General features: G+C 70.2%; 19 protein-coding genes. 4 read left to right on the forward strand and 15 right to left on the reverse strand.

Features of this window, described 5'->3' with window-relative positions; all coding sequences use genetic code 11:
• Positions 1-56 precede the first annotated feature (56 nt).
• From BLQ50_RS01045 to BLQ50_RS01065, 5 genes are read right to left on the reverse strand one after another with little or no spacing between them, the layout of a single operon-like run.
• Positions 57-1,004 (reverse strand): ABC transporter substrate-binding protein, encoded by a 948-nt coding sequence (locus BLQ50_RS01045; RefSeq protein ID WP_093180546.1) that lies wholly within the window; start codon positions 1,002-1,004, stop codon positions 57-59.
• Complete coding sequence (locus BLQ50_RS01050; protein WP_093180547.1) at positions 1,001-1,867, reverse strand: ABC transporter ATP-binding protein; 867 nt, start codon at positions 1,865-1,867, stop codon at positions 1,001-1,003. The genes BLQ50_RS01045 and BLQ50_RS01050 overlap by 4 nt, the downstream gene beginning before the upstream one ends.
• The gene (locus tag BLQ50_RS01055; RefSeq protein ID WP_217629064.1) at positions 1,857-2,720 is read right to left on the reverse strand and encodes an ABC transporter permease; all 864 of its coding nucleotides are present in this window, start codon (positions 2,718-2,720) and stop codon (positions 1,857-1,859) included. Before BLQ50_RS01055 ends, BLQ50_RS01050 begins: the two co-directional genes overlap by 11 nt.
• The gene (locus tag BLQ50_RS01060; protein ID WP_093180549.1) at positions 2,717-3,748 is read right to left on the reverse strand and encodes an ABC transporter substrate-binding protein; all 1,032 of its coding nucleotides are present in this window, start codon (positions 3,746-3,748) and stop codon (positions 2,717-2,719) included. Before BLQ50_RS01060 ends, BLQ50_RS01055 begins: the two co-directional genes overlap by 4 nt.
• Before the next feature lie 56 nt (positions 3,749-3,804).
• A complete protein-coding gene (locus BLQ50_RS01065; protein WP_093180550.1) occupies positions 3,805-4,509 on the reverse strand; it encodes a nucleoside/nucleotide kinase family protein in 705 nt (234 codons plus the stop codon).
• 333 nt (positions 4,510-4,842) lie between these two features.
• Here BLQ50_RS01065 and BLQ50_RS01070 point away from each other — a divergent pair, with 333 nt between their 5' ends.
• The gene (locus tag BLQ50_RS01070) at positions 4,843-5,517 is read left to right on the forward strand and encodes a GntR family transcriptional regulator (protein ID WP_093181594.1); all 675 of its coding nucleotides are present in this window, start codon (positions 4,843-4,845) and stop codon (positions 5,515-5,517) included.
• A gap of 54 nt (positions 5,518-5,571) precedes the next feature.
• On the opposite strand, the gene BLQ50_RS01075 is transcribed toward BLQ50_RS01070, so the two are convergent.
• The 10 genes from BLQ50_RS01075 to BLQ50_RS01120 form a co-directional block, all read right to left on the reverse strand.
• A complete protein-coding gene (locus tag BLQ50_RS01075) occupies positions 5,572-5,778 on the reverse strand; it encodes a hypothetical protein (RefSeq protein WP_093180552.1) in 207 nt (68 codons plus the stop codon).
• A gap of 118 nt (positions 5,779-5,896) precedes the next feature.
• Positions 5,897-7,414: an MFS transporter gene (locus BLQ50_RS01080; protein ID WP_093180554.1), complete on the reverse strand. Its 1,518-nt coding sequence runs from the start codon at positions 7,412-7,414 to the stop codon at positions 5,897-5,899.
• Between the two features lie 181 nt (positions 7,415-7,595).
• Complete coding sequence (locus BLQ50_RS01085; RefSeq protein WP_093180556.1) at positions 7,596-9,635, reverse strand: glycoside hydrolase family 31 protein; 2,040 nt, start codon at positions 9,633-9,635, stop codon at positions 7,596-7,598.
• Complete coding sequence (locus tag BLQ50_RS01090) at positions 9,628-10,308, reverse strand: YesL family protein (RefSeq protein ID WP_093180557.1); 681 nt, start codon at positions 10,306-10,308, stop codon at positions 9,628-9,630. The genes BLQ50_RS01085 and BLQ50_RS01090 overlap by 8 nt, the downstream gene beginning before the upstream one ends.
• A complete protein-coding gene (locus tag BLQ50_RS01095) occupies positions 10,305-11,213 on the reverse strand; it encodes a carbohydrate ABC transporter permease (RefSeq protein ID WP_093180558.1) in 909 nt (302 codons plus the stop codon). The genes BLQ50_RS01090 and BLQ50_RS01095 overlap by 4 nt, the downstream gene beginning before the upstream one ends.
• Before the next feature lie 10 nt (positions 11,214-11,223).
• Positions 11,224-12,213, reverse strand: a complete 990-nt coding sequence (locus BLQ50_RS01100; RefSeq protein WP_093180560.1) for an ABC transporter permease — start codon at positions 12,211-12,213, stop codon at positions 11,224-11,226.
• Positions 12,214-12,366: 153 nt separating this feature from the next.
• Positions 12,367-13,920, reverse strand: a complete 1,554-nt coding sequence (locus BLQ50_RS01105) for an extracellular solute-binding protein (protein ID WP_245700820.1) — start codon at positions 13,918-13,920, stop codon at positions 12,367-12,369.
• 182 nt (positions 13,921-14,102) lie between these two features.
• A complete protein-coding gene (locus BLQ50_RS01110) occupies positions 14,103-16,046 on the reverse strand; it encodes a glycoside hydrolase family 127 protein (RefSeq protein ID WP_093180563.1) in 1,944 nt (647 codons plus the stop codon).
• A gap of 259 nt (positions 16,047-16,305) precedes the next feature.
• Positions 16,306-17,379 carry a LacI family DNA-binding transcriptional regulator gene (locus BLQ50_RS01115; protein ID WP_093180564.1) on the reverse strand — a complete coding sequence of 358 codons (1,074 nt, stop codon included), beginning with the start codon at positions 17,377-17,379 and terminating at the stop codon, positions 16,306-16,308.
• Entirely contained in the window at positions 17,376-18,362 is a 987-nt protein-coding gene (locus BLQ50_RS01120; protein ID WP_093180566.1) for a LacI family DNA-binding transcriptional regulator, read from the reverse strand. Before BLQ50_RS01120 ends, BLQ50_RS01115 begins: the two co-directional genes overlap by 4 nt.
• Positions 18,363-18,612: 250 nt before the next feature.
• On the opposite strand from BLQ50_RS01120, the gene BLQ50_RS01125 reads away from it, so the two are divergent.
• From BLQ50_RS01125 to BLQ50_RS01135, 3 genes are all read left to right on the forward strand, one after another.
• The gene (locus BLQ50_RS01125) at positions 18,613-19,926 is read left to right on the forward strand and encodes a glycoside hydrolase family 27 protein (protein ID WP_093180567.1); all 1,314 of its coding nucleotides are present in this window, start codon (positions 18,613-18,615) and stop codon (positions 19,924-19,926) included.
• 586 nt (positions 19,927-20,512) lie between these two features.
• Positions 20,513-21,127 carry a DJ-1/PfpI family protein gene (locus BLQ50_RS01130; RefSeq protein ID WP_093180569.1) on the forward strand — a complete coding sequence of 205 codons (615 nt, stop codon included), beginning with the start codon at positions 20,513-20,515 and terminating at the stop codon, positions 21,125-21,127.
• Positions 21,124-21,576: a MarR family winged helix-turn-helix transcriptional regulator gene (locus tag BLQ50_RS01135; protein ID WP_093180570.1), complete on the forward strand. Its 453-nt coding sequence runs from the start codon at positions 21,124-21,126 to the stop codon at positions 21,574-21,576. The genes BLQ50_RS01130 and BLQ50_RS01135 overlap by 4 nt, the downstream gene beginning before the upstream one ends.
• Positions 21,577-21,599 lie beyond the last annotated feature (23 nt).

The following is a 21,599-nucleotide window of genomic DNA, read 5'->3' on the forward strand; positions in this document are numbered from 1 at the left end:
AGACGTGACCGCCGCAGACGCGACCTGCGGAGAGACCACCGTCGGGAGCGCTGTCATCAACTCACGCCCTGCGCCACGAGCTCATCCGCCAGCTGACCCGCGGCACCCAGGTACGCGGTAGTCGTCGCCCCGGGCAGCCCGGACAGGTCCGGGATCGCGCCGTTGTCGGCGAGCCAGTGCGCGTAGGAGGCAACGACATCGTCGTGGATAACGCCCCACCGGTCGCCTGCGAACCACGTCGGGGAGATGAGCGCGAAGGAGCGACGGATCGCCTCGCGCGAGAAGTACGGGGCGACCTTGTCGAACTCGGCGGGTGCGTCCGGGGCGGTGGCCGCCTGACGGAAGCCCTGCTCGGCGGCCCGCAGCAGCCCGCGGAGCGCATCCGCGTTCGCCTCGGCCCACTCCTCGCGCGCCACGAGGACGTAGGAGGGGAAGGCGGGTGCGCCGTGGTCCTTGACCGGCCAGCTCAGCCGGTCCTCGCCCGTGTACGGGTCGAAGAGCTCGTCCCAGGCCCAGTACGCGCCGAAGTACGCGTCGGCGAAGCCGTCGAGCAGATCCTGGGACTGGAGCTCGCGGGACCCGGAGTCCACGACGACGATCGCGTCCGGGTCGCCGCCGTCGGCCGCGACGAGGTGGCGGACCATGGCGAGGCCGCGCGGGGTGGGGTTGAGCGCCACGCGCCGGCCGGCGAGGTCGCGGGGCCGGGTGATGCCGAGGGACCCGAGGGAGTGGATCGACTCCAGGCCGGTCTGGTTGATCGTCGCGACCGCGACGACCTTCTGGCCGCGAGCGCGGGCCGCGAGCAGCCGGTTGGTCGGCACGACGCCGAGGTCGCCCTCCCCGCGGGCCAGGTGGGCGAGTGTGTCCCCGCGTCCCGGGTCGACGACGCCGATGCGCAGGTCGATCCCGGCGGCCGCAGTGTGGCCGTGGGTGCGCGCAGCGTAGAACCCGGCGTCGTTGGGCCAGGGGTGGTAGTAGCCGAGGATGAGCCGGGCGACGGTCATGAGAGCTCCAGTGAGGTCAGTGCGGACGGAGTGGAAGCGGCGTCGGGCAGGCGCAGGCCAGAGCCAGCGGTGCCAACGCTGGCGCCGGGCAGGCGAGCCCCGGCGTCGCGCAGGAGCGACGTGAGGTCGCGGCGCAGCCGGACGAACTCCGCGGAGTCGACGACGCTCTCCTCGCGGGGCCGGTCGAAGGGCACGACCACCTTCTCGATCACCCGGGCCGGGCGCGCGGACAGGACGTAGATGGTGTCGGAGAGCAGGAGCGCCTCTTCGATGTTGTGGGTGATGAACAGGACCGACCGGCGGGTCTCCTCCCACAGGTGCAGCAGCCAGCGCTGCATGTCCGAGCGGGTGAGCGCGTCGAGGGCGCTGAACGGCTCGTCCAGGCACATGAAGGGCCGCGGCGAGAGGAGCGCGCGCAGGAAGGCGACGCGCTGCTGCATGCCGCCGGACAGCGTGTGCGGGAGGGAGTCGGCGAAGTCGGCGAGGCCGATCCGGTCCAGCCAGGCGCGGGCCTGGTCGGTCGAGTCCGGCCCGCGCACGCCCGCGATCTCCTGGGCCAGCAGGACGTTGTCCAGGACCGTGCGCCACGGGAACAGGGCGGGCTGCTGGGGCATGTGGCTGATGTGTCCGGTGGTCCCGGTGATGTCCTCGTCGTCAAGGAGGACGTGGCCGGACTGCGGCAGCACCAGCCCACCGACGACGTGCAGCAGCGTGCTCTTGCCCGCCCCGGACGGTCCGATGATCGAGACGAACTCGCCCGGCTCCACGGTGAGGGAGACGCCGTCGAGCACGTCGAGGTCACCGGTCGGTGACGGGTAGCTCACGCTGACGTCGGTCAAGGTGAGGCGCGGGTCAACGGTCACGGATCCTCCAGCGGGTGACGCGACGCTCGATCAGAGCGATCACGGCGAACAGAGTGAGGCTGAGCACGACGATGATGCAGATCGACACGAAGACGCGGTCGGCACGGAAGGCCGACTTCTGCAGCAGCATGTAGTGCCCGATCCCCTTGTCGGAGCCCACCCACTCACCGATCACGGCGCCCATAACCGCGTAGGTTGCGGCGATCTTCAGGCCGGAGAACACCGAGGGCAGCGACCACGGGACCTCGAGCTTCCAGAAGATCTGGGACCGGGTGGCCCCGGACATGCGCAGGTAGTCGCGCATCATCGGGTCGGCGCCGCGCAGCCCGTCCATCGCGGCCACGGCCACGGGGAAGAACGTCACGAGGATGATGACGACGAGCTTGGGTGTCAGCCCGAAGCCGAACCAGATGACCAGCAGCGGCGCGAGGGCGATCGACGGCACGTTCTGGCTGATGATGAGCAGCGGGTAGAGGGCCGCCTTGAGCGGCTCGACGTGGTGCAGCACCCCCGCGATGGCCAGCCCCAGGAGAGACCCGGCCGCGAAGCCGAGCAGGGTGAGCGACGTCGTCGCGACGACGTCGTCCCACAGGCCTGCGCTCTCCGCGACCCATTCCCGGGCGATCGCGATCGGGCCCGGCAGCATCCAGGCCTCGACGTGGAACACCCGGACCGCCAGCTCCCACCCGACGAGGATGACGACGACGGCGAGGGTCGGCGCGAGCACGGCGCGCAGGCGCCGCGACCCGGTGCGGGCCGACGGACGCTGCGTCGTCGGGCGGGGCGTCTTCACGCGACGCTTGGTGGCGCGCGGCGTCGTCCCGGGGCGTGGCGCGAGGGTGGACGAGGTCACTTCTCGCTGCTCCCGGCGGCCGCACCCTCGGCGAACTGGTTGGTGTACGCGGCGGCGTAGTCGAAGCCGGGATCGATGATCTTGTGGTCCTCGAGCCATCCGGTGAAGTTGGCCCACACCTCGTCGCGCTGGTATCCCCAGACCGGCGAGTCGGACTGGTACTCCGCGGCGAGGTATTCAGCGCTGGCGCGCACCTGGTCGGCGTCGAGGTCGGGGACGGAGTCGAGCAGGATCTGCGCGGAGCCGTCCGGGTCCGAGATGGCGTCCTCGTAGCCTTCGCGGGCTCCGTCGACAAAGGCCTGGACGACGTCGGGGTCGTCGGCGATGAGCTTCTCGTTGGCGATGATCACCGGGGTGTACCAGTCGAGGGCGTCGTCGTAGTCGCGGACGAGCTGGAGGTTGAGGTCGGTGCCCTGGGTGGTTGCGAGCGGGACGTCCCACCCGGCGTAGACCCAGCCGAGGTCGATGTCGCGCTTGAACGCCTGGAGGACGCTCGTGGAGCCGATGTCGATGTTCTTCACCGCAGCCGGGTCGCCGCCGTCGGCCTCGACGAGAGCGTCGAGGATCGCGGACTCGATCGGGGAGCCCCATCCCCCGTAGGTGTGCCCCTGGTAGTCGGCCGGGCTGGTGATGCCACGGTCGACGGGCGAGGCGAATCCCGAGGTGTTGTGCGCGATGACCGCGGAGATCGACACGATCGGGACGCCCTGGCCGCGAGCCTGGGTCACGGTCTCCTGGAAGGAGACACCGAACTCGGCCTTGCCGGAGCCGACGAGCGCCTCGGCGCCGTCCTCGGGCGGCTGGATGATCGTGACGTCGAGCCCGTGATCGGCGAAGTAGCCCTTCTCCAGGGCGACATAGATGCCCGTGTGGTTGGTGTTGGGCGTCCAGTCGAGGACGAAGGTCACCGGGGTGAGCTTGTCGGCGGAGTCGGAGGTCGCGGCGTCGGACGAGGAGGAGCACGCGCTCAGGGCGACGACAGACGTAGCGACGAGGAGGGCGGTCAAGGGCGAACGGAGGGCAGACATGGCTGTCCTTCCTGCTGAGGTCTGGATGGTCTGGGGTGTGCTGGTCGTGCTGGGTCTCAGGTGCGCTCGTAGAGTCGACACGAGGTGCGCAGGAGCGTCTCGGCCGCCTCGTGCACGACGACGTCCGCGCGGTCCGCGGTCCGCGCGCGGCTCGCGAGGGCTCGCTCCTGGGCGGCCCACATCTCCCGGTACGGCGCGTAGAGCTCGCGGTCCGAGCGGCCGGCGAGCCGGTCGGCCCGCAGCGCGTCGGAGGTGTCGACCCACACGAGGGCCGAGATCAACGAGCGGTCGACCGTGCCGATGCCGCTTCCCTCCAGGACGACGACGGGCTCCGCCTCGACGCGCACCCAGGGACCCGGGCGTGCGCCGTGCCAGTCGTACTCGCGCACGAGCGCCGCACGACCCTGCGTCCACGGGGCCAGGAGGTGGGCGGAGACGTGCGCGATGCCGTCGGCGAGGGCGTCCCATCCGGGGACGAACTCGTCCACGTGGAAGACGGGGGCGCCCAGCGTCCGGGCGAGGCGATCGGCGAACCACGTCTTGCCCGAGCCGGAGAACCCGTCGACGGCGATGACGTGGACGGGCCGGCGGAGTCCCGGCGTCGGCGCAGGGCCGGTGCTGGACGGGCCGAGCGTCGCGGCGAGCTCGTGCCAGTCGAGGGTGCGCTCCTCGGAGCGAGGCGCGGCGGCGGGGCCGGGGGCCGTCGTCGGACGGGCCGGTCGCCGGGGGACCCCGGGCAGGGAGCGATGTGGGTCGGTCATGAGGGACGACTTCTCAGGAGAGGGGCGTCACGCGGCCTGGCCCGTTTCCGGGGCGGGTGGCATGCGTGCGGACAGCTGGTGTCAGGACGCGCCGTCGACCCGTAAGGTTTCGGCGCGTCTAGCGACAGCGCGCACAACAGGGCCGCCATGCGGCCGTGCGGTGTGCGTGCGTGCTCACTAGGTCTCCTCGGGAAGTGGTGATGCCGCCAGCGTAGCGACTTTGTGCACACAGATCAACATCATGGCGTAGTTGCGTATACGCAGATGCGTGACGGGCTAGGATCAACCTCGACGGTCGAGCCGCCCGACCCGAGAGGACTGCCAGTGAGCACCATGTTGACCACACCGACCGGTGACGTCGTCGGCGACCGGGCAGAAGCCGCCGCCCAGCACTATCGCCGCATCCGCGCCGACATCCTCGACGGGGCCTTCCCCACCGGCTCCGTGCTGCACGAGACCGCGCTCACCGACCGCTACGGCGTGTCCCGGACCCCGATCCGCGAGGCCCTCGCCCGTCTCGAGCACGACGGTCTGCTCGACCGCGCCCCCCGCGGCTACCGGGTGCGCTCAGGCACACCCGAGGATGTCCTCGACATCTACGAGGCGCGCATCGCCCTGGAGGCCGTGGCCGCGGCCAACGCCGCGACCCGTCGCACCGAGCTCGAGCTCGCCCGGCTCGAGGGCCTGCACGCGGAGGCCGCGGCCGCAGACGACCTCACGACCGGTCGTCGCCTCAACTCGGCCTGGCACGAAGAGCTGTGGTCGGCCGCGCACAACAGCACGGTCCGCAACCTCCTGACCCGCCTGACCGCGCAGCTGCGCATCTACGACAGCCACCGGAGCGAGGACCCGAGCGACCTCGCGCAGTCCCAGGCCGAGCACGAACAGATCATGGAAGCGCTCCGCAGCCGCGACGCGACCGCCGCGGGCATGGCCATCAGCGCGCACCTCGACCGGTCCCGCGACCTGCGCCTGCGCGCCTTCGCCTCGCACCCGAGCGAGGCCTAGGGCGAGGTCTAGGACGTCGCTGGGTCGGTCACGATCGGCCCAGCGACGTCGGCCTCAGTCGCGCGTCTCGCGCAGGTGCTCGATCTCCGCTTCGGTCTCGGGGTCCTCGAGGTGCGCGACGACTGATGCCTCCTCCGCCACCTCGTCCGGCGACGCATCCTCCGGCTCTTCCTTCGCCTCCGGGCCGGCGTCTTCCCTGACGCCCTCGACGATCTCCGGTATGAACACCGGTCCTGATGTGCCGAATCCGCTTGTCGTCATGACCTTCTCCTTGTCCGTGTCGTGCCTGGCTGCAGCCGCTGCCGACTGTCACGTGATGCCTCCATGCTCGTCCCCCGATCGGGTCTTCACCCTTCGAGCCCTCCGGTCAGTCCGCCGGTCAGTCCGCCGGAGCCGCCGGGGCCGCCGTGGACACGTCGGCTCGGACGCTCCGCGGGGCCGGGCCCGGCGGGAAGATCAGGGTGCACAGCACCGCCCCGAACAGGAAGATCCCGGCCGACCACCAGAAGGCCGTGTGGTACCCGGCGAGCGCGGCCTGGGAGGTGACAGCCGACGTCGGGCTGGTGAGCTTGAGGTCGGTCATGAGGGTGGTGAGGTGGCTGGCGGTCGCCGAGGCGGCCATCGTGCTCAGCAGCGCGATGCCGATCGCGCCGCCCACCTGCTGGGACGTGTTGACGAGCGAGGAGCCGACGCCGGCATCGTCGTCGCGCAGGCCCAGGGTCGCGGTGCCGAGGGCGGAGGCGAAGAGCATGCCGACGCCCAGGCCCGCGAAGAGCAGCGGGACGAGCACCCCGGGGAAGTAGGTGGTGGAGTCGTCGAACCGCGTCATCAGCGCAAGTGCGAACGCGCCGATCACCATGCCCGTGCCCACCAGCCGGCGCGGCCCGATGCGCACCAGGAAGAATGCGCCGACCAGCGCGGACGTCGTCGCGAGGACGGCGACCATCGGCAGGAATGCCAGGCCGGTGCGCATGGCGGTGAAGCCGAGAGTGTCCTGCAGATAGTAGGTGAGGAAGAGGAACACGCCGAAGAGCCCGGACCCGGCGAAGAGTACGGCCGTGAGTGCGCCGCCGCGGAAGCGGTTGCTGAGCACCCGCAGCGGCAGCAGCGGCGAGGTCAGCGTCCGCTGCAGCATCAGGAAGATGGCCACGAGCACGACGCCGCCGATCAACAGGACGAGCGTGGCCGGGTCGGACCAGCCTGCGGTCTCGGCGTGGGAGAGACCGTAGACGATGCCGAAGAGGCCGCCGGCGATGAGGACGGCGCTGAGCGGGTTGACGCTGACGTCGTGGTCGGGGAGCGTCCGGGGCAGCAGGACCACGGCGCCGACGAAGGCGATCACCGCGAAGACGATATTGACCAGCAGGCACCACCGCCACGTGAGGTACTCGGTGAGGAACCCGCCGAGCAGCAGACCGATCGCGCCGCCGGCGCCACTCGCCGCACCCCAGATACCGAAGGCCTTCGGTCGCGTCGGTAGTCCCTCGAAGGTGACCGTGACCAGGGACAACGCGGCCGGTGCCATGAGCGCCCCGAAGGCGCCCTGGAGGCCACGGGCCGCGATGAGCACGTGATACGTCGGCGCCAGCCCACCCATCGTCGACGCGACCGCGAAGCCGACGACGCCGATCAGGAACGTCGTGCGCCGCCCGACCCGGTCCCCGATCCGGCCGCCGATGATGAGCAGCCCACCAAAAGCGAGGGAGTAGGCCGTGACCACCCACTGGCGCATGTCGGCCGGCATGCCGAGGTCCTTCTGGGCGGTGGGCAGGGCGATGTTGACGATCGTCGCATCGAGCACAACCATGAGCTGCGCGGTGACCAGGACGGCGAGGATCCACCAGATCTTGAGGTCTCCCGGCGCCACACCGGTGCGGTGCCGTGCGCCTGTGGCCATGACTCCGCCTCCCGCTCCCGCAGGCAGTGCCGGCTGGTGCCAGCGCGATCAAGCGGACCCTCTAGCAGGGTAAGCCGGGGCCGCGCGGCACGCGCGAGCACCTGCCGGCGCGGGCGGGGCGCGGGTGCCAGCCCGGGTGCCAGCCGGGCCGGCCCGCCCCGGCCTTGCGGCGCCGCCCCCCCTACCCGAGCACCCCGACCAGCTCCCCCAGCGCGCCGTCGCGGGCGAAGACCGGGATGACGCCCAGGGGCGCCGCCTCCTCGACCCAGGCCCCGCCGTCGTGCACGGCGCCGGTGGACAGCGACGTCCAGGACGAGCCGGCCGGGAGGTACACCCGGCGTGACCGCGCACCCGCGACAAGAACCGGGGCGACCAGCAGCGACGGCCCGTAGAGGAACTGGTCGGCCACGTCCCACGCGGCCGGGTCGCCGGGGAAGTCGTGGAAGAGCCCGCGCATGATCGGCTGGCCGTCGGTGTGCGCCGAGGCCATGAGGCCGCGGGTGTACTCGCGCATGGATTCCCGGAGGAAGGCGTAGCTCGACAAGATCTCGTAGACCTCCTCGCCGTAGCTCCACAGCTCGTTCTCGGCGCCGGTGTGGCACCGCCGGGTTCCGTCGGCCGCGAGCACCTCGCGCTGCGGGCCGCGGTCGCCGTGCAGACGCATGACAGGCATGAACGCGCCCATCTGGAACCATCGCACGAGCAGCTCGTGGAAGGCCGGGTCGTCGACGCGCCCGCCGCCGAATCCGCCGATGTCGGTCGTGAACCACGGGATCCCGGCCACGCCCATGTGGATGCCGGCCGTGACCTGGCGGCGCATCGAGGCGAAGGAGGAGTGGATGTCACCACTCCACACGAGCGCGCCGTAGCGCTGGGAGCCGGCCCAGGCGCACCGCACGAGGTTGACCGAGTCGACCTGGCCGCCCGCGACCTGGCCGTCGTAGACCGCGCGGGAGAACAGCTGGGGGTAGACGTTGCCGACCTCGAGGGCCTGACCCGCGTAGTAGCTGTACGCCCCGAACTCGAAGAAGGTGTACTCCGGCTCCGCCTCGTCCAGCCAGAAGAGCTTGACCCCGGGGTAGTTGGCGCTCAGCTTCGCCCACAGCCACTCCCGCGCCCCGGGATGAGTCACGTCGAGGAACCGGCTTGGTCCCTCGAAGGACATCTGGATGTCGACCCCACGGTTGGACCGCACGAGGTAGCCGAGGCGGTCGAGCTCGGCGAAGTTCTCCGAGGCGAGGGAGACCTGCGGCCACACCGAGACCATGAGCTCGATGCCCAGGCCGGCGAGCTCGGCGATCATGGCCGCCGGGTCCGGCCAGAACTCCTCCTCAAAGCGGAAGTCGCCCATCTTGGGCCAGTGGAAGAAGTCCGCCACGATGACGTCCATCGGCAGGCCGCGGCGCTTGTGCTCGCGGGCGACCTGCAGCAGCTCCTCCTGGGAGGTGTAGCGCAGCTTGCACTGCCAGAACCCGAGGCCGTGCTCGGGCATCATCGGCGCGTGCCCGGTCGCCCGGGCGTAGCTGCGCGCGATGTCCGACGGCGTCGCGCCGGCCGTGATCCAGTAGTCCAGCTGGGCGGTGGACTCCGCGACCCACTCGGTGCGATTGGTCGCGAACGTCGCCCGCCCGATGGCCGGGTTGTGCCAGAGGAAGCCGTAGCCCGCGCTCGACATCACGAAGGGCACGCTGACCTGGGAGTTTCGGTGGGCGAGCTCGACCGTGGAGCCCTTGAGGTCGAGGATGTCCTGCTGGTACTGGCCCATCCCGTAGAGCTTCTCGTCGCGGCTCGCCACGAAGGCGGTGCGGGCACGGTAGGTGCCGCCGGGCAGGGCGTCGTAGTCGCGTGCGCGCAGCTTGAGCGCGCCGCCGTGCTCTTCCTCGGCCAGCAGCAGCGTGCCACCCGCGTCGAAGAACTCCAGCCGGCAGCGCGACCGCGTGTAGCCGGCCTGGCCGTCGAAGAACTCCTCGGCCGTCGCGACGACGCGGATCGCCCCGTTGGTCAGCGCGGCGACCTCGGCATTCCCCTCGCCCTGCCCGACGACGATGCTCGCCGCCGCGGCCGGGTCCGGTTCCAGCAGCGCCCAGTCGGAGTCGAGGATCGGTCCGCCGAGGACGGCGCGCACGCGCACCGAGTCGTCCCCCCAGGGCTCGACGACGAGGGTCTCGCCGCTGCCCCGCCAGAGGAGGCGATGACCGTCGATGAGGAAGGCGTCAGACACGGGAAGGCTCCTTGGTGGGCTGGGACACAGGGACGGGCGAGGGGGCGGAGGCCCGCGGCAGCACCCCGGACTGCCAGACGTAGGCCATGATCGCGAAGGCCGGGGCGACGACCCCGAACACGACGGCCAGCCCGGGCAGGACGTAGTACAACCCGAGGGCGACCGCGAGGATCCCGGCGCAGACGAGCGCCAGGACCGGGCGCGCGATCGTCAGCACGGCGCTGCGCCGCAGCACCCGCGCGGGGCTCTCCGCGAAGTGTGCGTGCAGCACGAACACGGATGCGCTCACCACGAGCAGCGCGACCGTGAGGATCCACAGCAGCCCCGTCAGGACGGGGGCGGCCGCCATGTCGACGGCGCGCAGCAGGCGGTGGTCGTAGACGACGACCGCCCACCCGGCCGTGAGCACGAGCCCGATGACGTTGGCGCCGACGAGCTCGCGCCGCCACTCGTCGTGGAACTCGCGCCACACCGAGGGGCGGTGGCGGGCGCCCTCCCAGTCGGCGGCCTCCATGCGGTCGCGTCGCAGGACGGCGAACACAGCCGCGGTGGCCGGGTAGACGCCGAGCACGATCCCGCCCATGAGGGCGTGCACGATCCACAGGAGCTGCAGGTGGGCCAGCCGGAAGCCAGCATCCCCGATCCGGGTGTGCCAGCTCAGGACGCGGTTCATCCCTTCACCGATCCGATCATGACGCCCTTCTCGAAGTACTTCTGCAGGAAGGGGTACAAGATGATGACGGGAAGCGTGGAGACCACGATCACGCCGTACTTGATCTGGTCGGCGAACTGCTGGCCGTAGCCACCTCCGGTGCCGCCGGCCCCGCCCGCGCCGCCGGCGAAGGCGGAGTTCGAGATGAGGATGTCTCTCAGGACGATCTGCAACGGCTGCTTGTCGTAGTCCCGGATGAAGATGAGGCCGGTGAAGAAGTCGTTCCAGTGCGCCACGATGTAATACAGCATGATCACCGAGAGGATCGCCTTGGACAGCGGGATCGCGATCTTGAAGAAGAACTGGAAGTCGTTCGCGCCGTCGAGCGTCGCCGCCTCGTGGAGCTCTTGCGGCAGGGAGTGCTCGTAGAACGCCCTCGCGATGATGAGGTTGTAGACGTTGAGCGCCCCCGGCAGGATGAACACCCACATGTTGTTCAGCAGGCCGACTTCCTTGTAGAGCATGTACGTCGGGATGAGCCCACCGCTGAAGAACATCGTGAAGGCGAAGAACAGCATGAGCGGGCGACGCGCCGCGAAGTCGCGCCGCGAGAGGGCATAGGCGGCCGGGATGGTGACGACCATGTTCACGCACGTCCCCAGGACCGTGTAGACGATGGTGTTCCGGTAGCCGTTCCAGATGCGGGCGTCGGCGAAGATCTGCTCATACCCGAACCAGTTGATGCCGCGCGGGATGAACGAGACCGCCCCCGACTGGACCAGCTGCGGCGAGCTGACCGAGGCGATCATGACGAAGTAGATCGGGTACAGCGTCACGAAGACGATGACGATGAGCACGACGGACACCAGGAGGGTGAAGACGACGTCGCTCGGCGTGGAGTATCTGAGCTTCTTGAACATGTTCATCGGATTCCCCTCACCACAGGCTCGTGTTGGAGACGCGTTTCGCGATCTGGTTGGTGATCACGAGGAACGTGAAGTTGATGGCGGTGTTGAACAGCCCGATCGCCGTCGAGTAGCTGAACTGGGAGCCCAGGATTCCGATCTTGTAGACGTAGGTCGAGATCACCTCGGACACCGGCAGGTTCAACGTGTTCTGCATGAGGAAGATCTTTTCGAAACCGGCGTTCAGCACCCCACCCATGTTGAGGATGAGCAGGATCACCATGGTCGGGACGAGCGCCGGGAAGTCGATGTGCCGGATCACCTGGAAGCGGTTGGCGCCGTCGATCTTTGCCGCCTCGTAAAGCTGGGTGTCCACGCTGGCCAGGGCCGCGAGGTAGATGATGGAGTTCCACCCGCAGTGCTGCCACACCTCGGAGATGACGTACACCGGCACGAAGGTGTTCGTGTCACCGAGGAAGTTGATCCCGGTGATGCCGAAGTTCTCCAGGAACCGGGTGATCAGGCCTGTGCTGGGTGAGAGGAACACCTGCAGCATGCCGACGATCACGACGATCGAGATGAAGTGCGGCAGGTACGTGGCGGTCTGCGTGAACCGCTTGCGGCGCCTGCTGAGCACCTGGTTGATGAGGATCGCCAGGCCGATGGGCGCGACGAAGCCGAACACCAGGGTGGACAGGCTGATGGTCAGGGTGTTGCTCATCAGGGTCCAGAACTGGGGAGACTCGAAGAACTTGATGAAGTACTTCAGGCCGACCCAGTCACCGCCCGTGATGCCCTTGGAGAAGTCGAACTCGCGGAAGGCGAGCTGGATGCCGTACATCGGCCCGTAGGCAAACACCGCCGTGAAGCCGATCGCGGGCGCCAGCATGACCCACAGCTGCCACTGCCGGGCGAAGTGCCGCTTGAGGCGCGGTCCGGCCTTGGTGGGCTGGCCGCTCTTGGTGATCTTTGACGAAGTCTTCTTGGCCTTGGGTGGTCGTCGGTCGATCGCTACTGCCATGACGAAGCCCCTCTGCTCGTGCGGTGGCTGGCCGCAGGACGAACGATCGACGTCGGCGTCGATCGAGTCGGTTGTCCGGGCCGGCCGGCATGCGGCCGGCCGACCCGGACACTGCAGACACTGTGGTCGCTGGTGCGACCGCAGGTCCTGGGACTACTTCGACGCGATGTACTCGTCGTAGTACTTCTGGTGGATCTCGTTGTTCGCCGTGACGCCGAGGGTGTCGAGCTGGGAGACGTAGCTGTCCCACTCCTCCTCGACGCCGCCCGCGGTGATCCACTGGGCGAACTTCGGCATGGCCAGGCCGAAGATGGCCGTGTTGTTCAGGGCGATCGTGGACAGGTCCTCGGAGGACATCTTGATGAAGAGTCCCGGCCACACGAACTTGTCAGCGTCGAGGCCGTCGAAGGCGGGCTGGAGCGGCACGGCGTCCTGCACGGCCTCGGCGAGGTCGCTCGGGAGCTCGACGTTGAGGTCCTCACGGATGAAGATCGGTCCGTTGTCCGCGAGCGAAGAGGTCCACTTCCACGTCGAGGGGTCGAGGTTGGCGTCTGCGGGCGGGAGCACGTTGAAGTCGGTGTCGGAGACCTTCTCGACGTTCGTGGGGATGTCGCCGAAGAGCACCTGGATGGAGGTGTCTGTGCTGTAGAACTCGTTGATGGTGCGCAGTACCGCGTCCTTGTTCTTCGCCTTGGCGGACATGGTCACGTGGTTGCGGGTGAGGTTCTCGAAGTCGTAGGACCAGGAGACGTCCTCGCTCTGGCCGGCTTCGGCGGGCAGGGAAGCCATCGCCGAGTACTGCTCGTAGACGCCGGGACCGAAGCGGTCCGATCCGGACCAGCCCCACGAGAAGCCGACGCGGGCCTCGTCGCCCGTGCCGCGGGCCACCGACTGGTAGGTCGAGTAGTCCTGGGTGAAGGCCTCTTCGCTGATCAGCCCGGCCTCCCAGCACCGGTTGAGGAAGGAGACGAGCTCCTTGTAGCGCTCGTCGGCGAAGAGGTTCTCGACCGTGCCGTCCTCCAGGATGATGCCGGAGCCGCCACCGCCGGAGATGGTCATGCCGGTGCCGCCCAACAGAGCGGTCGGCTGGAAGTAGCCAAATCCGGTGGTCCCCAGGGGTGCGAAGTCCATGGCGATCTCGTCCGCCTGGCCGTTGCCGTTCGGGTCGCCCTCCTTGAACGCGACCAGGACGTCGAAGAGCTCGTCCCAGGTGGTCGGCGTCGCCAGGCCCAGCGTGTCGAGCCACTGCTGGTTGATGTACTGGTGGGTGACGGTCTGCGGCCAGAACCGCTTGTAGGAGGGGATCGAGTTGATCTTCCCGTCCAGGGACGTCGCCAGCAGCTGGGCGCCGTCGACCTGGTCGAACATCTCCTTGACGTTCGGAAGCGCGTCGAGGTCGTCGCTGAGGTCCTCGAAGAGGGAGCCGAAGGTCGCCAGGTCGGAGTCCGTGATCGCGTTGGCCCCGATGATGAGGTCGGGCACGTCACCGGCCGCGAGCATGGGGTTCTTCTTCTGGTCCCAGTCGGCGGACACCTCTTCCCACTTGATGGTGACGTCGGCGTTCTTCTCAAGCTCGGCGACCCACGTCATGTCGGTCATCTTCTTGGTCAGGGGGTGCTTGATGACGAGGATGGTGACGGTCTTGCCGTCTCCGGGCCCGGCGTCGGACCCGCCACCACAGGCCGTGAGCACCAGACTTGTTGCCATGGCGAATGCCACGACACCGGCACTCTTCCTCATACGACCGCTTCGGGTTTGCTGGGTCATCTGTCTCCTCCTTGAGACGTGCGCCAGGGGCGCGGGGTGGGAAAGCACGGCGGGAATGCGGATACAGCTGAGGCGCCCCCGCGGTCGCCCGCGGGGCCTGGGTGGGACGTTTCAGGGCCGTTTCAGGGACGGACGGGGATCCACACCCGCATCGCGCCGGGCGCTGCGTTGCCCCAGGTCGCGAACGGGATAGCGGTGACGGTGAAGGTCGGTGCATCGCCGGCGGTGCTGCCCGACGCCGCGTACAGGCCACCCGAGGCCACCCCGCCTGGGGCGGTGGTCACGGAGGCCACCTGTGTCACAGAGGCGACCGTCACGGCCAGCTCGCGCGGGCTCACCTCGTGGGGTGCACCGGGGACCAGGACGAGGTCGTCGACGATCGCGCCGTCGGGCATGCTCGCCTGCTCGACGCAGAAGACGACGGGCCCGCGCTCGAGGGCGAGGCAGCCCCGCACCGCGTCGACGCGGTGGTGACCGCTCGTCCAGCGTGGGGTGAGGTCCAGGTCGATGCGGTACGTGGCGCCCTCGACGAGCTCCACGTGGGCGTAGCCGTCCGCGCCGACCGGTGCTGCGGCGTCGGGCAGGACCGGGCTGGCCAGGGCGCTGGACGGTGACCAGCTCGGCACCCGGACGGCGAGGCGCGCCCCGGGGGTGATGCGCCCGTGCACGGTGATCTCGACGGCGCCGTCGGCCGGGTAGGCGGTCGCAATCCGCAGGACCCCGTCGCCCAGGTGGGCCGGCAGGTCGATCTCGGCGGCCGCGAACTGGTGCAGCCAGAGCGTGGTGTCCGTGGAGGTCGCCACGTAGGACGAGAGCTGCGCGACGGTCCGGGCGATGTTCGGGGGGCAGCAGGCGCAGGCGTACCAGGAGGTGCGCTCGCGCGGCGCGTTCTCCTCGGAGTAGCGGTCCGGGCGCTGCTGGAGGGGGTTGGAGTAGAAGAACTTCGTGCCGGTCGCGTCGATCGAGGCGGCGAGGGCGTTGTGGACCTCGCGCTCGATCGTCTCGGCGTAGCGGGCGGCGCCGGCCTGGCCGCCGGCCAGCAGCATCCGCCAGGTCCAGTGCAGGTCGGCGATCGTCGCGCAGGTCTCGGCGTAGGCACGCTCGCTCGGCAGCTCGTAGTCGTCGCCGAAGGCCTCGTCGCGGTGCCGCGATCCGAAGGCGCCGGACAGGTACATCTTGCGCTCGTGGGCGCTCGCCCACTGGCTGTCCATCGCGGACAGCAGCGTCGGGTCGCCGTTCTCGAGGTAGGCGTCGGTCACCCCGGCGTTCAGGTACAGCTGGCGCACCGCATGCCCGACGGCGTCGCGCGACTCGCGCACGGGCGCCTGGTCCTGGAAGTAGCGGGCTCCCAGGCCCCCCACCTTGAGCAGCCCGGTTCCGCGCAGGTCGATCATCCGCTCGGCGAGGGTGAGGTAGCGGCGCTCCCCGGTGTGGCGGAACAGCTCGACGAGGGCGGTCTCGATCTCGGGGTGACCGCAGATCCCCTTGTCGCGGCCGGGGCCGAAGCGCCGGTCGACGAGGTCGGCGAAGGCCCGAGCGATCGTGAGCAGGTCGGTGCGGCCGTTGGCGCGGTCCAGCGCGACGGCCGCCTGGACGAGGTGACCGAGGACGTACATCTCGTGCGTCCAGTCCAGCTCGGCGAACTTCTTCTCCGGGTGCACGCCCTGGATCCAGCTCATGACGTATCCGCTGGGCTCCTGGACGCGGGCGACGAGGCCGATCACGTCATCGAGCCAGGCGTCGAACTCGGTCGTGCCGGTTCGCGCGATCTCCCAGGCGACGGCCTCGATGACCTTGTAGAGGTCGGAGTCGGCGAAGTAGAAGCCGCGGTAGGCGGCGCCGGACTCCCCGACCACGCGACGGAAGTTGTCGATGACCCCGCTGGCCTCGAGCTGGTCGATGCAGTGCGGGATGGTCGCGGAAGCGTTGAGATCCTGCCAGTCGGCCAGCGTGCCGGTCGTCAGGCGGATGGCTCGCAGGTCGAGCGGGCGGTGCGCGGCGATGTCGCCGACCGGCAAAGCCGGGGTGGCGAGTGCGCTACGGGCTTGGAGAACAGTCACGGTCATGTCCTTCATCGTTGAAGTGGCTGACTGGAGTGTGTACCGGGTGATTCAGCGTTGTCAACAGCGAGACAAGGGGTGGACAAAACCGTGATGTGAGCGTTATCAAAGTGGGAGCGCATCCATGGGCGGGGCCGGGACCGGCGGTTGGGTTCGGGGTGCCGGACCCGGGCGGCCGGTCCGGGCGGCCGGTCGCTGACCCGCATGCGAGGCGTGGCGGGGCCCAGCGGCCACGCCGAGACTGCGTAAGGGGCGCGGGACGCGCTCAGCCGACGGAGGAGGCGCGGACGATGAGGTCCGCGCCCGTGCGCACGTGCCGGCCGGGGCCGTCGTACCCGCCGAGGCGCTCGACGAGCATCGAGACCGCGCGGGCGACCATCTCGGGTTTACGCGGGCTCACCGAGGTGAGAGCCGGCGTCGTGAACTCGCCCTCGTCCGTGGCGTCGAAGCCGGTCACGGCGACGTCGCCCGGAACCGTGCGTCCGTGGCTGCGCAGCGCGCGCAAGGCCCCGACCGCGATCGCGTCGTTGACGCACAGTGCGGCGTCGAAGCGGACCCCCGAACGCAGCAGGCCGACCATCGCCTCGTAGCCGGAGACGCGCCGGTCCCAGTCCGACCCGCTCGCGAACAGCGCCGGGTCGATCTCGATCCCGGCCTCGCTGATCGCCTGCCGGTAGCCGTCGTAGCGGTCGCCCCCCGGCTCCTCGCCGTCGGGGGAGTTCCACAGCAGCGCGATCCGGCGCCGACCCGTCTTCAGCAGGTGCCGGGCCGCGGCGTAGGCACCCTCGTACTCGCCCATGACCACGCAGTCGAGCCGGTCGATCGGGCCGCCACCGAGCTGTACCACGGGTCGGGTGAGCGCGACCCCGTCGATCATCGAGGAGATGAACTCGTGCGGGCAGATGATGACGCCGTCGACGTCTGGGGTCGTGACGCCGACCACCGCGTCCCGCTCGGCGGCCGCGTCGGGGGCGATCCGCAGGGTCGTCGTCAGCCCCTCGGCCTCGAGGGCGAGGATCAGCCGCTCGGCGATCTCGGCGAAGTAGGGCTGGTAGAGCATCGGGACCACGACCGCGATCCGTCCCGTTCGCCCCGAGACGAGCCCGCGACCTGCGGGGTTGACCGCGTAGCCGACCTGGGCGACGGCTGCCAGCACTCGCTCCCGGGTCGCCGCGGAGACTCCCGGGCGCTCGAGCAGCACGTTGGAGACGCTCTTGGCCGAGACCCCTGCGACGGCCGCGACGTCGGCGAGTGTGGGGCGGGCGGGTCGGGCGGGGCTGGGCGGGCTAGTCGGGCTGGGCGAGCCGGGCGGGCTCGTGGGGCCGGTGGGGCGATTCACTGGAGCCCCGTTCCGAGCGTCGACTCGCGGCGGACCAGCTCCACGGGGGAGATGATGCGGCGCGCCACGTCGCCCCCGGTCCCGGCGAGGCGGTCGGCCAGCAGGTCGACAGCTGACCTCGCCAGCCGCGCCGCACCCGGGTCGACCGTCGTCAGGGACGGTGTTGAGAAGAGCGCGTCGTCGAGGTTGTCGTGGCCGACGATCGCGACGTCGTCGGGCACGGCCTTGCCCGAGCGCACGAGCTCGGCGAGCGCCCCCAGGGCCAGCTCGTCGCTGCCGCACAGCAGCGCATCGGTGTCCGGCTCCTGGTCGAGGATCTCGCGCGCGGCGCGTGCGCCGTCGGCCCGGCCCTCGACGTGGTCGACCCGCGGGACCGCGGGCGCGATGCCCGCGGCGGCGAGCGCCGCCGTCATGGCGTGGTTGCCGTGGCGGGTGCGGTCCATCCCGATCAGCGCGGGGCGGGAGCGGCCCATCACCACGAGGTGGCGCGCCACGAGCGAGGCCGCCTCGACGGCGTCGGCGTCCACGGAGTCGACCCGGTCGGTCGGCCCGTGGTGCACGGCCACGACGGCGTCGGTCGGGCGGAGCGCGTCGATCAGGTGCGCGGGGGCGTCGCCGATGAGGACCACTCCGTCGAAGACGCGGCCGCGGGAGTCGAGCAGTGCGGCGATGCGGTCCTCGCGGTGGTGCGTCGGCTCGACGGCGGCCTGCAGCCCGCGGCGGTAGAGCTCGGAGACGACGGCCTCGGTGAGCATCGACAGGTAGGGGCGGCGCAGCTCGGACACGCCCACGCCGATGACCCCGGTGCGTCCGGTGCGCAGGGTCCGGGCGCTGCCGTTGGGGACCCACTCGAGCTCGGCGATGGCCGCGCGGACGCGGCGGACGACCTCGGGACGGGTGTGCGGTTCGAGGTTCACCACGCGGGAGACGGTCTTGAGGGACACCCCAGCCAGCGCGGCAACATCGCGCATCGTGGCTGCCATGGGGTCCATGGTAGGGCCGCCGGCCAGGATGCTTCGTGGGACCGGTCAGCAACCCCCGCCCCCGCCCTCCTCCCTGTCGCCGAACTCGTGAGCCCGTCGCCGAACTCGTGAGCCACGGCGGTTCTGGGCCTGCCAACCGCCGTCGCTCACGAGTTCGCGTGAGGGCTCACGAGTTCGGCGGGGTACGTGACAGAACCGGATCGTGTTGTTAGCGTTCACACACCGCACACTCTTCGAGGAGCTCGATCGCATGGCAAAGACGCCGTCACCCAGACCACCCCTGGGCTGGAACAGCTGGGACTGCTACGGGACCACCGTCACCGAGGCCGAGGTGCTCGCCAACGCCGTGTTCATGGCGGCCCACCTGCTGCCCTTCGGCTGGGACACCGTGGTCGTCGACATCGACTGGTCGGACCCGACCGCGCGGTCGCACGGCTACAACGAGGGCGCCCCGCTCAACGTCGACGCGCACGGTCGGCTGCAGCCCGACCCGGAACGCTTCCCGAGCTCGGCCGGCGGCGCCGGCTTCGCGCCGCTCGCGGCCACGATCCACAGCCTCGGCCTGAAGTTCGGCATCCACATCATGCGCGGGATCCCGCGGGTGGCGACGGCCGCGGCGGCGCCGATCCTGGGCACCTCGCACACCGCTGACGAGGTCGCCGATGCCACCAACCGCTGCGAGTGGAACCCCCACATGGACGGGTTGCTGCCCGCTCACCCCGCCGGCCAGGCCTACTACGACTCGATCGCCGCGCTCTACGCGCAGTGGGGCGTCGACTTCATCAAGGCCGACGACATGCTCTGGCCCTACCAAGCCGCCGACATCGAAGCTTTCGCCCTCGCCATCGAGCGGTCCGGGCGCCCCATGGGCCTGTCCCTCTCCCCCGGCCGCGACCTCTCCCTCACCCGCCTGGACCACCTGCGCGAGCACGCCACCATGTGGCGCATCTGCGACGACCTCTGGGACACCTGGTCCGACGTCGAGGCGAACTTCGCGCGCTTCGCCCGCTGGGCCCCGGTCGCCTCCGACCGCGGCTGGCCCGACGGCGACATGCTCCCACTCGGCCGCATCGGCATCCGCGCCGAACGGGGCGAACCCCGCGACTCCCGGCTCACCCCGGCCGAACGGGTGACGCTCATGACGCTCTGGGTGATCGCCCGGTCCCCGCTCATGATCGGCGGCGACCTCCCGTCGTCGACCCCAGAGACGATCGCGCTGTTCACGAACGCCGACGTGCTCGCGGTGCTGGATTCTCGCGGGTCCCGCGAGGTGTTCCGGGAGGGGAATCTGGTGCTGTGGACGGCGGATGACGCCGACGGCGCCGGCTACGTCGCGGCGTTCAACCTCGGGGACGAGGCGCTGACTGTCGCGCTGGACTCGGCGAATGTCGGGATGCCTGGAGTCTTCTCGGGGACCGTTCGGGAGCTGTGGACGGGGGCGGTCCTGGCGACTCGCCCGGTCACGGTACAGAGCGACGAGGCCCGCGGCGTCGCCCCCGGGAGCACGGCGATCCCGCTGACGATCGAGCCCCACGGCGCCCAACTGCTCCGCTGGGAGAGCTAACCCACCCAACCACCCCGCCTGCCCCGCCCCGCCCCGCCCCGCCCCGCCCCGCCCCGAAAGACGCTCACCCTCGATAGGTGCACTGTTTCCGCCCCATTTTCGACCCGAAAGAGGGCGGAAACAGTGCACCTATCGAGGGGGCGACCAGGTCGGGCGACCAGGTCGGGCGACCGGGCTGGGCGACCGGCTGAGTGCCGGCCGGGCGAGCGGGTAGCCATGTTCCCTCTGCCGGGCTGCCTACCCCTGGGACGTCCTCCGCGCGGGTTCGATGACGTACACGATCCGGTCCGGTGCGTCTCCGGGGACGTCGGGGGGCGATAGGACGTCCGGGACCAGCGCGCTGGCACGCGTCGACCGCCGAGCCACGGCCAGCCCCGCCGAACTCGTGAGCCATCCGCCCAACTCGTGAACGACGACCGTTTGTCACGCAATTCGTCCGGTAGCTCACGAGCTCGGCGAGCCGTTCACGAGTTGGGCGAGCGCTACGTCTGCCGTGAACGGACGCTCGCGTCGCGTCAGACCGCCCATTGACAGCACGCTGTCAATGCCTCACAGTTGACAGTACGCTGTCAATCAAGGAGACCTCATGAAGACCATCGTCCTGTACGCAACCGCCACGATGGCGGACTGGGAGTACGGCTACCTCACCGCCGGGCTGGCGATGTCCGGCAAGGTCGCTTCGGGGGACCTCGCCCTCGTGGTCGCGGCGGACGGCTCTGCTGGCACCGTGACGACCATGGGCGGCCTGACCATCGTCCCCGACTCCGATCTGGCCGACCTGGACACGCGGGACATCGCGGCCCTCGTCCTGCCCGGGGCGAACACCTGGGGCCAGGGCCACGCGGCAGCACTGCGTCTGGCGGGCGACTGCAAGGACAGCGGCATCCTGGTCGCCGCGATCTGCGGAGCCACCTTGGGCTTGGCCCGAGCCGGGCTGCTCAACGACCGCGACCACACGAGCAACGCACCCGAGTTCCTCGCGCACGCCGCGGAATACACCGCCGCTGACCGGTACCAGGCAACCACGACCGTCTCGGACCGCGGCGTCATCACCGCACCGGCCACCGCGCCGATCGACTTCGCCCGGGCAGTCTTCGAGCACCTGGACCTCTTCCACCCCGCCACCCTCGACGCCTGGTACGGCCTGTACACAACCGGGGAGAAGAAATACTTCGAGCAGCTGCAGCAGGCGGACCAGTGACTCCACGTTCGCCCGCCGGCGACGCCCTGACCGAGCTTGTGCTGCCGGCCTTCGAGCTGAACGGCGAGTTCCTCGCCGCCGCGCGCGAGATCGCTCTGCCAGTCGGGCTGACCCCAGCCGGGTGGCAGGTCCTCGGCGCTACCCTCGACGAGGCCCTGCCGGTTGCCGAGATCGCGCGCCGCGTCGGGCTCGGCCTCGCCCGGCAGAGCGTCCAGCGCACCGCCGACGGACTCGTCGAGAAGGGGTGGGCCGAGTACCTGCCCAACCCGCAGCACCGTCGGGCCAACTTGCTCCAGCCGACCGAGCAAGGTCGCGCGACCGTCGCGCAGCTTCGCGACGCTCAGCACGCCTGGGCCGACGCCGTCGGCGCGGAGGTCGGCGAGCACGAGCTGCGGGCCCTGCTCGACGGGATTCGCCGCGTGATCGCCGCCTCCCGTCGGCATCGCTAGCCGGGGTCGACCTTCCGAGGAAG

This window comes from Sanguibacter gelidistatuariae (assembly GCF_900096585.1).
Lineage (GTDB): Bacteria > Actinomycetota > Actinomycetes > Actinomycetales > Cellulomonadaceae > Sanguibacter > Sanguibacter gelidistatuariae.

Bases quoted from the DNA above. Each gene is read 5' to 3' on its own strand.
- BLQ50_RS01045 (WP_093180546.1), bottom strand. From the start codon at position 1,004: ATGACCGTCGCCCGGCTCATCCTCGGCTACTACCACCCCTGGCCCAAC.
- BLQ50_RS01060 (WP_093180549.1), bottom strand. From the start codon at position 3,748: ATGTCTGCCCTCCGTTCGCCCTTGACCGCCCTCCTCGTCGCTACGTCT.
- BLQ50_RS01065 (WP_093180550.1), bottom strand. From the start codon at position 4,509: ATGACCGACCCACATCGCTCCCTGCCCGGGGTCCCCCGGCGACCGGCC.
- BLQ50_RS01070 (WP_093181594.1), top strand. From the start codon at position 4,843: ATGTTGACCACACCGACCGGTGACGTCGTCGGCGACCGGGCAGAAGCC.
- BLQ50_RS01075 (WP_093180552.1), bottom strand. From the start codon at position 5,778: ATGACGACAAGCGGATTCGGCACATCAGGACCGGTGTTCATACCGGAG.
- BLQ50_RS01080 (WP_093180554.1), bottom strand. From the start codon at position 7,414: ATGGCCACAGGCGCACGGCACCGCACCGGTGTGGCGCCGGGAGACCTC.
- BLQ50_RS01090 (WP_093180557.1), bottom strand. From the start codon at position 10,308: ATGAACCGCGTCCTGAGCTGGCACACCCGGATCGGGGATGCTGGCTTC.
- BLQ50_RS01095 (WP_093180558.1), bottom strand. From the start codon at position 11,213: ATGAACATGTTCAAGAAGCTCAGATACTCCACGCCGAGCGACGTCGTC.
- BLQ50_RS01100 (WP_093180560.1), bottom strand. From the start codon at position 12,213: ATGGCAGTAGCGATCGACCGACGACCACCCAAGGCCAAGAAGACTTCG.
- BLQ50_RS01105 (WP_245700820.1), bottom strand. From the start codon at position 13,920: ATGGCAACAAGTCTGGTGCTCACGGCCTGTGGTGGCGGGTCCGACGCC.
- BLQ50_RS01110 (WP_093180563.1), bottom strand. From the start codon at position 16,046: ATGACCGTGACTGTTCTCCAAGCCCGTAGCGCACTCGCCACCCCGGCT.
- BLQ50_RS01120 (WP_093180566.1), bottom strand. From the start codon at position 18,362: ATGGCAGCCACGATGCGCGATGTTGCCGCGCTGGCTGGGGTGTCCCTC.
- BLQ50_RS01125 (WP_093180567.1), top strand. From the start codon at position 18,613: ATGGCAAAGACGCCGTCACCCAGACCACCCCTGGGCTGGAACAGCTGG.
- BLQ50_RS01130 (WP_093180569.1), top strand. From the start codon at position 20,513: ATGAAGACCATCGTCCTGTACGCAACCGCCACGATGGCGGACTGGGAG.